The following is a 12,923-nucleotide window of genomic DNA, read 5'->3' on the forward strand; positions in this document are numbered from 1 at the left end:
TTCAATCGACACATGTCTCTTACAGAAATATCCATTAAACGCCCGTTGCTGATCACAGTGGTATTTGTGGTGCTGGTTTTGTTTGGTTTTATCAGTTACAGCAATCTGAACTACAACCTGCTCCCAAAGTTTGAAGCTAATGTGCTTTCAATCAGTACCATTTATCCGGGCGCGTCTCCCCGCGAGGTCGAGACCAATATTACCAAGCCGGTAGAAGATGCCGTCTCCGCCATCGAAGGTATAGATAAAATTACCTCTACTTCTCAGGAGGGCTTTTCGCTTGTACTGATTACCCTAAAACCCGGAATCAGTACAATTACGGCTCAGCGCGATGCTGAAAGAAAAATCGGGCAAATCACTTCGCTTTTGCCTCAAGACATCGACGACCCGGTGGTCAATCGCTTTAACACAGAGGAGCTTCCGGTATTGCGAATCAGTGCTACAGCTAATCTGTCCCCGACAGAACTCTATAACCTGCTCGACAACCAGATCAAACCGATTCTTTCCAATGTAAAAGGCGTGGGCACGGTACGGTTGATCGGAGGAACGGAACGCGAAATTCAGGTCAGTCTTGACAATGATAAGCTCCACGCCTATAATTTTTCCCCTGCACAGGTCAGTCAGCTCATCGGTCAGGCAAACAGTTCTTATCCCGCCGGAAATGTTCAGACCAGTGGTACACGACTTTCGATTCAGTTTGACGCGAGGCTTTCCCGGGTGGAGGAGTTGCGAAACCTCATTCTCCGGGAGAATGCAGACGGGAGTAAGGTATTTCTCCGCGATGTGGCTTCCATTTCAGACGGCCAGCAGGAAATCACGGCCCTTAACCGGATCAATGGAAAAGCCGGGGTTGGGGTAGAGATTGTGAAACAGGCGGATGCCAATGCGGTGGAGGTCAGCCAGAAAGTAAAAGCGACGCTGGCCGATCTGAAAACGCAGTTTGCCGCTCAGGGGCTGAACTATGAGATTGCCATGGACCAGTCCACCTATACCCTTCAGTCTGCCAATGGCGTACTGGAGGATCTGACGCTTGCGGTGTTTATTGTGGCAGCGGTCATGCTCATGTTTTTGCATAGTCTGCGAAGCTCCACTTTTGTTCTTGTCGCATTGCCATCAGCGATGATCCCGACATTTATTCTGATGAATGTCTTTGGATTTTCGCTCAACCTGATGACCCTTATGGCGCTTTCGCTGGTTGTGGGGATTCTTGTGGATGACAGTATTGTGGTATTGGAAAATATCTACCGCCATCTGGAAATGGGCAAAGATAAACAAACGGCTGCATTGGAAGGGCGAAACGAAATTGGCTTTACCGCCGTAGCGATTACCCTGGTTGACGTTGTGGTTTTTGTTCCTTTGGCGTTGAGCACCGGTCTTATTGGAAATATTCTTCGGGAGTTTGCACTTGTCGTAGTTTTTTCCACCCTGATGAGTTTGTTGGTTGCATTTACGCTTACCCCGATGCTTGCCTCTCGCTGGGGACGGGTAGAACATCTTCGGCAAGATTCTCTCTGGGGGAAAATTAGTCTGGGATTCGAAAGATTGCTGGATACGATCAAAGAAGAGTATGGCAAAATTCTGCGTTGGAGCCTGGGGCATAAACGGTATATCCTGTTGGGAATCACGCTTCTGTTTATCGGAACATTTGCCCTCTTACCTGCCGGTTTTATCGGTACAGCCTTTGTAAGCAACAGTGATCGGGGGGAATTTAACATTCAACTGGAAGTGGCACCTCAGAGCAGCCTGTATGAAACCAACCAGGCTACCCTTCAGATCGAAAAAATACTGCTTGCACATCCTGAAGTAACTACTGTTTTTACAAGTGTAGGTACGCAGAGTGGGGTTATGGGCGGAAGTTCTTCTTCTGCCAACCTCGCAGAAATTTCTGTAAAAATGGTGGATAAGGAGACCCGGAAAATTTCGCAGGACGACTTTTCTGTCGTAGTTCGCGATGAAATCCTGAAAGTTCCCGGTGTGAAGGCGACCATTATCCCAACGAGTATTACGGGTTCCAGCCAGTCTCCGATCCAGATTGCTGTGAAAAGCGCGGATACAGACCAGCTTTGGCCCATCGCTCAGAAGGTAGCTGAAGCTGTCAGAAGTACTGCCGGTACAGATTATATTCAGTTTAGTACCAAAAGCCCCAGACCGCAGATTGAAATTCAGCTGGATCGCGAAAAAGTCGCCCGTCATGGCTTGAGTGTGCCCGAAGTGGGGGCGGCAGTACAGCTGGCTTTCCGGGGCAATGACCGTTCAAAGTTTCGGGAAGAAGGGGAGGAATATGCGATCAATATCGAACTGGATCCCAGCGATAAACAAGATATTGCCAGCGTGAGAAGCCTGGTTTTGCGAAATCAGCAGGGGGTTGTGGTTCGGCTGGATGAAATTGCCAATGTATATGAAACCGTGGGACAATCTGTGCTGGAGCGAACCGATCGCCTCAATTCGATCAAAATCACGGCCTCCGCTACGGGAAGACCTATGGGCGATATCAACAGTGAAATACAGGCTAAAATTGATCAGATCAACATGCCTGCAGGGGTTGGGGTCGAAATGCTGGGACAGGCTCAGCAGCAGAGCGATGCGTTTGGCAGTCTGGGTTTTGCCCTGTTATTGGCATTGGTGCTGGTATATCTGGTCATGGTCGCGTTGTATGAAAGTATGGTTTATCCATTTGTCGTGATGTTTTCCATTCCTGTTGCATTGATCGGAGCCTTGTTGGCGCTGGCTTTGTCGATGCAGGAGCTGACGATTTTTGCCATTATCGGACTGATTATGCTGATGGGGTTGGTGGCGAAAAATGGTATCCTGATTGTGGACTTTACCAATCACCTGAAAGCGCAGGGACTTTCCCTGGTAGAAGCGCTCGTTGAAGCGGGAAAAGAACGGTTGCGCCCGATTCTGATGACAACTTTTGCCATGATTGCGGGCATGTTGCCCATTGCCCTCGCCAATGGTGCGGGCGCGGAAGTGAAAAATGGTATGGCATGGGTAGTCATTGGCGGGCTTACCAGTTCGCTGCTGTTGACCTTGCTGTTGGTTCCGACTATGTATTATCTCATCGAAAAACTTCGCATCCGGGTCAACCGTTGGTTTGCGCCCCGGGAGAAAAAACAAACCCCCGAACTGGCAGAGGTTTAATTAAATAAAATGCCGATATCAGAATAAAACTGAGCCATCCCGAAATAAGGGGTGGCTCAGTTTTATTTATTATTTTACCAAAAGAATTCTTCCACCAGCTTTTCTCGAACCTTAGGTGACAAATCGGAAATCGCGGCAGTACTAAGCGTATACCGGTGTTTCCCGAGATTAAATTCGGATACTCTTCCCGACACCATCACAACTCCGGAAATGGTCATACCTATACCTAAGAGCATAAGTAATCCAATTGAAAATGTATCCTCTTCACCAGAGATAATTAAACTTATAACGTTATAAAAAGACACAAAAAGTCCTAGCCACATCCCATATACCATAAGGGATATCCCCGCAAGAATTAGCAGTGAACCGAGGATTTTTTGTGAATTCCTTTCGGGCGAATCAATTACCTTGATCTTGGCAATAGAGGTAATTGGCACATGGTTTCCCGCTACAACGATATAACCTTTCCCTATCGCCTCAATCTGGGCATTCGTGATTTCCTGTCCATCTTCCAGCGTTAAATTGACCCTGGCACCAGCTGATATATAGCTGAACCTGGTTGTCGTTTGCCAGCTGTTTTTTTTAACCGGCTTGAGATGGTTAATCGCCAGCACATAAGCAGTATCTGGTTCATATAGTTGTGATGCAAGGGAAAGGCCCGGTGCAGACAGCAGGGAGAAAATCACCCATGTGTGCAAGGCAATGTAAGTTTTTTTTGTTGTATTTTCCATAACTAACAAGTGTTAGTTAGGAAGGTACAAATGAAAAACTATGCAGGAAATGACTTTTGTCGGGTTGGGTTTCTATGTATAAAAAACGGGTGACTGAGGCTCCCGAAGCCACCATTAGATGCAGACTCATTATTCCAGAAAAGACTTTTTCTCCAGCTTTTTCCGAACCTTAGGTGACAAATCGGAAATCGCGGCAGTACCCAGCGTAAACCGGGGTTTCCGGAAATCAAACCGGGAGGTTTTCCAAAAGGGGGATATCCCGAATAGAAAAATGGCTAAGGGAATCAAGATTACTGCACCAAATAGTGCATCCGGTTCACTGCCTCCCTCGAAAAATAAATAAAACCCGACCCACACGATTCCCAGGATAATACCCAATAAAGCAACTATACCCCGGAACATTTTTGTGATTACTCGTCGTGGACTGTCTTTGACTTTAATAATTACAATTGATGCGATGGGAATAGATTCTCCTCCTGCTACAATAAATTCTTTTTCGATCTTAGTAATCCGGGCATTGGGGAATTTATCACCATTTTCCAATTCCATATTTACGGTTTCACCTGTTTTGATGTAGGTGGGTTCATTGGTTTTTATCCATGCTTTATTTTTTTCTTCTGTAGTAGCATTTACCATAACCTTATAATGGTCAATGATCAGCACATAAGCAGTATCCGGTTCATATAGTTGTGATGCAAGGGAAAGACCCGGTGCAGACAGCAGGGAGAAAATCATCCATGTGTGCAAGGCAATGTGAGTTTTTTTTGTTGTATTTTCCATAACTAACAACTGCTAGTTAGTAATGTAATAAATAAATATAGTGATGTAAATGACTCACTGATAAATTTGACCCGCTAACTCATAATGTATACTTTAGTCGGATTGCAGTAAAGCGGAATACATCAATATGCCCAAAACTCGGAAATTCGGAACATTTGGCGGCGTATTTACCCCATCGGTCCTCACCATACTCGGCGTGATCATGTATATGCGCATGGGGTGGGTTGTGGGTAATGCCGGACTCATCGGTTCCATTCTTATCATCGTGGTCGCACACGTCATTTCGGTGACTACCGGCTTGAGTATTTCTTCCATCGCAACCGACAGAAAAGTGGGTGCTGGGGGTGTTTACTATGTACTGTCCCGCAGTCTGGGCTTACCTATCGGCGGAGCCATTGGCATTACGCTCTGGATGGCTACTTCACTGAGTATCGCCCTGTATCTGGTCGGCTTTGCCGAAAGCATCAACGCATATTTTGGATTTACTACCTCCATCAACGGGCTTCGGATATCGGGAAGTATTGCGCTGGCGATTCTGGCTACAATTGCGATCATCAGTACCGCTGTGGCAATCAAGACGCAATATTTCATTATGGCGGCCATCGGGATCTCTCTGGCCTCTATTTTTGCCGGAACCAGGGAGTTTGCACCGGTGGATATCCCCAACTTTGGTCCCCCGGAAGGCATATCGATGATGGCGATTTTTGCCATTTTTTTTCCGGCAGTAACAGGCTTTACCGCGGGTATTGCCATGTCTGGAGACCTCAAAGATCCGAAGAAGTCAATACCCACAGGTACGATATTAGCCATTGCCGTAGGCTTTCTTATCTATATTTCACTCGCCGTATTCATGGCTTACACCATCGAGCCGGAGATACTCAGAAGTGATTATAATATCTTGATGAAGATGGCATTCTTTGCGCCCGCTGTGGTGGCTGGTATCTGGGGGGCAACGCTTTCTTCTGCCCTCGGCGGCATACTTGGTGGCCCCCGTATCCTTCAGGCCATGTCCATTGATCGCATTACCCCCAAAGTTTTCAGTAAGGGTGTAGGCAAAGACAACGAACCCCGCAATGCGCTGCTGGTAACGCTGGTAATTGCAGAATGTGGGGTACTGATCGGAGAGCTGGACATGATTGCGGAGGTATGCTCCATGTTTTATCTGGCTGCATATGGATTTATCAACCTTTCTTTCTTTCTGGAGAATTGGGCAAGTGCCGATTTTTCTCCTGGTTTTAAGGTAAAAGGCTGGATCGGACTGCTGGGCTTTGTTGCCACCTTCGGCGTGATGTTCCAATTGAATCCAGGCGCAATGTTTGCGGCAGTCATTGTGATCGGAGGCATTTACGCATACTTGCAGCGAAAACACCTGGCACTGAGCTCCGGGGATGTATGGACAAGTGTGTGGTCATCATTGGTGATGAAAGGATTGCAGAAAATGGATCAGTCGGTGGACACTTCCCGCAATTGGAAACCGAATATTCTGCTTTTTTCAGGTGGCACAGATGACCGGCCTCACCTGATTCAGATTGCCAAAGCCATTGCAGGCAAAGTCGGCATGGTCTCCAATTTCGATTTGGTGGAGAACCCCGAAGCTGAAGTTCTTTTTCCCAAACATAAACAATCGGTACACGACCCCATCCTTCATGAGTACGGAATCTTTGGCCGCAAGCAGGAAGTCCAGAATGTGTACAAAGGAATCGAAACGATCGCCAGCACCTACGGATTTTCAGGGGTAGAACCCAATACCGTGCTGCTCGGCTGGGCCAGAAACACCACCGATCAGGTCTGGTTTGCAGAGATGACAAAAAAACTGATTGCCCTCGATTACAATGTACTCTATCTTGATTACGACAGGAACCGGAAATTTGGAAAATATCAGCGCATCGATGTCTGGTGGCACAACCTGAAGAATAATGCTGAACTTACCCTCAATCTGGTGAAATTTATCTCGCGATCTCCCGACTGGTACAAAGCTGCCATTAGGGTAATATTGATCAATGATACCAGTAAAGAAGGTTTTGAGCGGAGAATTCATAAGATGCTCGATACGTATCGGATCGAAGCTACAGTAAAGGTGATCAACAATCACCTGATGCAAAAACCTTCTTATGAATTAATGAAGGTCGAAAGCAAAGACGCTGACCTGATTCTTGCAGGAATTCCGGATATACCCGAAGGGCAGGAGCGCGATTTTGTAGAGAAAACAACCGAGATGTTCAAATCCATCGGCACCACGCTCCTCGTGAAAACCAGTTCGACCCTCGGCGAAGATGTCGGTTTTCACAAAGTAGATACTACCGGAGAAATCGACTTCACAAACGAGCTGATCGCCGGCAGCATCATTTCTATTCCAACTTTTTCCGACCAGAAAACACAATCCACGTTTTCCGCTCTTACAGATGAGATGGAACGAATGACCACAGAAATACTGGATGATGAACTGGCTTCATTTGAAAATGTGTACCTCGGATTTGTGAAAGACTGTCGGAAAATGGCCTTTTATCAAATCGATAAGAAGGAAAATCAGGAAGGGGAAACGGTGGCGCCGGTTAAATTGCTGGAAGAATATGAGGCCCGCTCGGATGTCTTTATTCAGGATGATATTCCTTATCTGCAGGAACGGATGAGTTCTTTACGGGACAAGTTGCTCGACTTGTCAGAGCAAATTCCCCTGCAAATAAATAAGCGAATCAGGGTTGAAGGCAGAAAACGCCCATTTAAAAAGATTGTTCGTAAGTTTTTCAGACAACAATATCTGGATGCAGTGAAGCAGATTCAATTGCAAATCGGACTTACTACGGTTATCCTGAATGAAAAGCTGAAAGATGGACTGATCGAAAGCGAACGCGCATTCTCCGGAGATTTTCAGGACAAAAACCAACATTTTGAATTAGTAAGGCAAACCTTTGATGATCTTTCCATGGCGATCCAACAGAATTGCCATACACTGAGAAGCTCAATTAAAAACATTGGAAGAGAATTGATGTCGGAAGTTTCGCTGATTCTGGAAGATAAAGTATCCAATTCAAAAACGGTCAGGCCCTATTCGAAGGCAGAGCTAAAAATCTTGCTGGATGAGATCGTGGATTATCCGCAGCACTGGCATCGCAATAGCGATCTGTTGACAGCTAAACTCGCGACTGATATTAAGCTACACCGCATTCAACTCATTATCGAACAGATCGGAAAACAGCTGGAAGAGGAGGTGAACACTTCGATGTTTGCGGTGACCCGGCAAAGATTGCTTGAGGTGGAAGTCTGGCTTGGGCGTCTTGAACTTACTACCTCCTTTGATCCGACAACTGTGCCCGAAGTCGATCATAGTCTCACGCATGACAATATCCGTGTTCAGGGGCTTTTGTCATGGGCCGAAGTAGCGGGACAGGAGTTGCCCGAGCAACTGGAACTTATGCACCCCGAGAGTTTAAACAACTTTGCCTTCCATCAGGGAGAAGAAGTAGAGTCGATCACTATTGATTCGCTCACCAGCTATGGCCATCTGCTCACCGATGTATTGGCTCGACCGGTGCAAAAACACCTTTCTGCCGCTTATCAGCGGAGCATGGAAGTGCTCAGCAAGGTGCAGTATGATGTGAACCAGATCACCCAGAAAATGACCCTGCAGAAAGATGCGCCAGAACCTGCCCAGATCAGAAGCATGTCGGTCAGGGCCCGTGAAAATCTGGTTTTACTGCGCGCATCGTATCAATCGCAGGAAATTCAATTAAGGCAAATGCTCGACGATCTGATCCACACGGCAACCAGTGCTATGAATACTTCTTCCCTGCTTGACCATGCCGTAAGGGTGATTCCTATGTCCGGAATAAATGGCTCCAAAAAAGGCGTAAAAAACTGGATTAGCAGTACTTCAGAAAAAGCAAGTTCACTCATCGATCGCTATGCAGGTCTGCTATCTGGTGCAGAGGAGAATCATCCCTTAACCGGAATAAAATCAGCCCATCAAAAAGAACTGACGGATGTCCATCAGGAACTTCGGCAATACACGGATGAACTTCGCATCTCCAGCGAAGTCAGCGATCGAATTCCATTCTATTACAAACAATTATTTATCGGCCGGAGGGCTCCCAGTATTGACAGCATCCGACACCGTGAACGTGAGTTGGCGCTTGCCTTGCGGATATTGGAGCCGGGCAGTGGCGAAAGATCTTGTCTGGTTGTTCTCGGCGCCCCGTTGTCCGGGAAGAGTTTTTTTGCAGAATCAGTGGCCAAAGAAGTCAGTACTGCAAAAGTGATCAGGGTTCAGGCTCCGGTTGGTGGCAGTACTTCAATCGATGATTTGAAACGAACCCTCCAAAAGCAGACGGGTATGACCCTTGGAGAAGGTGCTGTCATTCATGAAGCAACAGAAGGCGTCGTTTTTTTATTCGAAGATATTGAGCTTTGGTGGGATAGGGCAGATCCCCATAATCTGGCACTGAAACACATCATTAACCTGGTCAATGATGAGCATGCGACAGGAAAATTTATTCTGACCTGCAACCATTACGCTTTCCATATTATGGAAGGTCAGGGGCTTTTGGTTGACCTGATGGCTCCACGCGTCTCCATGCACAACTTTGACCGGAACGCGTTGAAAGACATTCTGCTTGAAAGACATACGGCCGGTGGATTGCAACTCGTGCTCAATGGAAAAGAAGAAAAGGAGTTCTCTAAGAAAGAGATGCGGAAGCTTGCAGATCGATATCACAAAAGTTCCCACGGAGTAATTGGCGTGGCTTTGCATCAGTGGCTCAACAATATTAAAGCCTGTACCGAGGAATATGTAGAAATCGCGCTTCCCGCGATCTCTGGCCTGCCGGATTTCCCTGATAAAGAGTGGTTGGTGGTCATTTCGCAGTTCATTATTCACAAACATCTCGATGCTCAGCGAATCCAAAAATTGTTTGGCTATCAGGAAAAAGAAAGGGCTGATCGTTTTATTCGCCAATTGCTGGCTGATGGCGTGCTGGAAGATGTGATGGGAAGTACCTACCGGCTAAACCCATTGGTGCAAACCGATTTCATAGAACAAGCGGAGCAGTTTGGATTAATTTGAAAGAGAAACTGATGCAGAAAAATGGTAAAAACAGAAAGAAATGGATGAACTTTTAAACCAAGAGATTTCCGGCACGGGCAATGTGATATGGACGCTGTTAGCAGGGTTGCTGATCGCATTTGTGTACACCCTTGTGAAGAAGATTGTCATGCCCTCGATGGGAAAAGGAACCAGCGGAAAACGGTGGCTGGACCGGCTGGCGCTGACCGAAAGAATCTACTGGCCAACGCTTGCCCTGGTGGTTTTGATGAGCCTGTTGGCGAGTCGCCCACTTGCGGGAACGGTTGTCTCCATTGTCCTCTTTGCAGTTTTGTTTTATCCCTTCCGCAATTTCATCCTCGGGCTTATTTACTGGTTTGGGAATACCTATTCCATCGGACAGCGTATCACCTATGAATCAAAACCAGGGTCAATCCGTTCATTTAATACACTGAGTCTGGAACTCGAACTGGAGGACGGTTCGATGTTGGATATTCCCTATGTACGGTTTGCCGAAGCCACCATCGTACGCAGCAGTCCGCGGTCAGGCGTGCTCAGGCATGGGATCGATCTCAGAATACAGAAACCCTGTGACATTGAACTGGAAAAACAGAATATACGTAGCCATTTGCTGGCGATGCCGTATGTCTTACCTGACGAGAAGATCGTATTTGAGCAACTGACTGATGAAACCGATCATTACTCAGTGAAAGTGATGGTCAAGGGAATAGATAAGATTCAGTTATTTATTGTGGAAAGTCGGTTAAAGGCGCTTTACGCAGATGAGAACTTGAGCAGGAAAATATAGAAATGGCTTTTGGGGAAAATGGGCGTCTGTCCGTTTACAAAATTGTGTATCTTTTCTCCCTCAAAAGAAAGCTATATGAAAACTACCAACTTCCTTCTCCTCCTTTTGCTGGGCATTTTCCCTTTTGCGGGCATTTTTTCCCAAAAAGATCAGCCGAAACAGGAAAGTAATCTCCGTGCCGGCATAGCAAAAATTAATATTACCCCTGCTGTACCCATTCTCATGAGCGGGTATGGAAACCGCGTAGAACCATTTAAAGGGGTTCACGATTCTATTTTCGCAACGGCCATGGTATTTGATGACGGTACACATCGGGCTGCCATGATCACTGCGGATCTCATCGGATTTTCCCATGATTTTAGTTCGGAGGTGGCAAAACGCATCGAAAAAGCCACGGGAATCTCCCCCGAATATATCATGCTCGTCGCCACCCACAACCACGGAGGCCCTGCCAACCGCACTTACGGCGATGGTGCCGCACCTGAAACGGAAGCCTATATCAATGCTCTGAAAGACAAACTGGTAGCCGTCGTTCAAACAGCGGCGAGCCGCCGTCAGCCCGTAAGGATGGGTGCGGGGACAGGCAGTTGCACAATGAATATCAACCGCCGGGCACGACTGGCAGACGGCAGTATATGGCTGGGCCGTAATCCCGACGGCCCCTGCGACCACACGGTATCGGTTGTCCGCATCGACGATATGAACCGCAACCCATTGGCAATATTTGTCAACTGGCCCTGCCACGGTACTGTCAGCGGACAGGACAATTACCAGATTACCGGAGACTGGCCGGGCGCTGCTGCCCGTTTTGTCGAAAAGGCCTTTGACGGAAAGGTGATCGTTCCGGTTACCGCGGGTGCTTCTGGCGATATCAATCCGATTTACGGTCCCGGCAACGATTTTCGCGACATCGACGCGATCGGGATGCTGGTCGGCGAGGAAGTAGAACGCGTCGCGAGATCCATCGAGACCTTCCCCAATGGAAAAATAGAAGCCATTCAGAAAACCGCCTTTGCCCAGGGAAAAAAACCACTGGAAACCCGCGCACCCAACCAAAAACCAGAGTCAGGCCCTGACGTGGAACTACGCTTTTCCACATTAAAAATCGGCAAGATCGTATTTGCCGGCATCTCAGGAGAACTTATGACCGAGATAGGCATGCGCGTCAAAGCCGATTCACCCTATGCCAACACCATCGTCATTACCCATTGCAACGGGAGCAGCGGCTATCTCTGTACCGATGCCGCCTACCCCAAAGGCGGGTATGAAGTCATGGTCACCCGCTGTATGCCCGGCACCGAAGCCCTGATCACGACGACCATGAGGGAGATGGTTCATGCTTTGGAGTGAGGGGGAGCTATTATACTAAATAGAAATGAAATGCGAGATTTTCCCTATCTTCCCATCATGTCTGTTTCCCAACCTGCCACACTATCCATCCACACCGAAACCTTGCCCGGCGGGCAATCCTTCAATATGGTCAAAGTTGAAGGTGGGAGATTTTTGCTGGATGACAAAATCGAAACCCAGATTAGTACTTTTTATATGGGGCAGTACCCTGTAACGCAGGTTTTGTGGGAGGCTGTGATGGGGGAAAATCCTTCAAGTTTTAAGGGCCGTTACCTGCCGGTAGAATATGTGTCATGGATTGATTGTCATTCATTTTTGAAAAAGCTCAACCGACACCTGGGTTTGTCGGGCAACAGCGCCTATCGCTTGCCGACAGAGGCAGAGTGGGAATATGCCGCAGGTGGGGGGATCTACCGATCTGGGAATGAATATGCAGGAAGTTCCAGACTTGAAAGTGTCGGCTGGTACAGAGAAAATAGTCATCGTGAAACCCAGCCCGGCGGTTTACTCGCCCCCAATGAACTGGGAATTTTTGATATGAGTGGAAATATCTGGGAATGGTGTGCCGATTGGTATGGCAAATATACTACCCCCCCTTTGAATGACCCCAAAGGCCCTGAAAATGGCCGTGTCCGTGTGCTCCGCGGGGGTAGCTGGAGCAGCAACGAGTCCGACTGCCGCGTTGCCTTTCGCGACTTCTACCTCCCGGACAGCCGCAGCAGCATTATTGGCTTTCGCCTCTCCAGGACGGGTTTGTAGGGAGGGTTTTACCTTTTTGGTTTTTTACCTTTCCCGAAGGGATTTACCTTTTGCAAGGGCCGCATTCAAAATCACGCTTTATAAAAACGTCCCGGAACGGGACAGAAAGAAGTTGACGCGCAGGAAAAATCTGCGATTTGAGGTTTGAGAAGGTCCCTCCTCGCTATCGCTCGTTCGGGATGACTTTGCGATTTATAATGAGATGTGCTTCTCCGGCTGGAGAAGCAGGGCTGCGCGCTTCGGCGCATAATGAGAAGGAAATTAATAGGGGGCGCCGGAAGGCTACAAACATTTGACCTCTCCGAGGTCTTTGCTG

7 protein-coding genes are annotated in these 12,923 nt (G+C 47.6%); 5 read left to right on the forward strand and 2 right to left on the reverse strand.

What is annotated here, in order from left to right; all coding sequences use genetic code 11:
* The first annotated feature begins 12 nt into the window (after nucleotides 1-12).
* Nucleotides 13-3,141, forward strand: a complete 3,129-nt coding sequence (locus tag R3D00_08695; protein ID MEZ4773248.1) for an efflux RND transporter permease subunit — start codon at nucleotides 13-15, stop codon at nucleotides 3,139-3,141.
* A gap of 74 nt (nucleotides 3,142-3,215) precedes the next feature.
* Here R3D00_08695 and R3D00_08700 read toward each other — a convergent pair whose 3' ends face one another.
* Both R3D00_08700 and R3D00_08705 read right to left on the reverse strand, forming a co-directional pair.
* On the reverse strand, nucleotides 3,216-3,872 hold the full coding sequence (locus R3D00_08700; protein MEZ4773249.1) for a hypothetical protein: 657 nt from the start codon (nucleotides 3,870-3,872) through the stop codon (nucleotides 3,216-3,218).
* A gap of 129 nt (nucleotides 3,873-4,001) precedes the next feature.
* Nucleotides 4,002-4,652 (reverse strand): hypothetical protein, encoded by a 651-nt coding sequence (locus R3D00_08705; protein ID MEZ4773250.1) that lies wholly within the window; start codon nucleotides 4,650-4,652, stop codon nucleotides 4,002-4,004.
* Between the two features lie 127 nt (nucleotides 4,653-4,779).
* Between R3D00_08705 and R3D00_08710 the strand changes: the two genes are divergently transcribed.
* From R3D00_08710 to R3D00_08725, 4 genes are all read left to right on the forward strand, one after another.
* Nucleotides 4,780-9,711, forward strand: a complete 4,932-nt coding sequence (locus R3D00_08710) for an amino acid permease (GenBank protein ID MEZ4773251.1) — start codon at nucleotides 4,780-4,782, stop codon at nucleotides 9,709-9,711.
* 40 nt (nucleotides 9,712-9,751) lie between these two features.
* Nucleotides 9,752-10,498, forward strand: a complete 747-nt coding sequence (locus tag R3D00_08715; protein ID MEZ4773252.1) for a mechanosensitive ion channel — start codon at nucleotides 9,752-9,754, stop codon at nucleotides 10,496-10,498.
* A 75-nt stretch (nucleotides 10,499-10,573) separates the two neighbouring features.
* On the forward strand, nucleotides 10,574-11,848 hold the full coding sequence (locus R3D00_08720) for a neutral/alkaline non-lysosomal ceramidase N-terminal domain-containing protein (GenBank protein ID MEZ4773253.1): 1,275 nt from the start codon (nucleotides 10,574-10,576) through the stop codon (nucleotides 11,846-11,848).
* 30 nt (nucleotides 11,849-11,878) lie between these two features.
* On the forward strand, nucleotides 11,879-12,607 hold the full coding sequence (locus R3D00_08725) for a formylglycine-generating enzyme family protein (protein MEZ4773254.1): 729 nt from the start codon (nucleotides 11,879-11,881) through the stop codon (nucleotides 12,605-12,607).
* The last annotated feature ends 316 nt before the right edge of the window (nucleotides 12,608-12,923 follow it).

The organism is Bacteroidia bacterium (assembly GCA_041391665.1).
Classification (GTDB): Bacteria; Bacteroidota; Bacteroidia; order J057; family J057; genus JAGQVA01.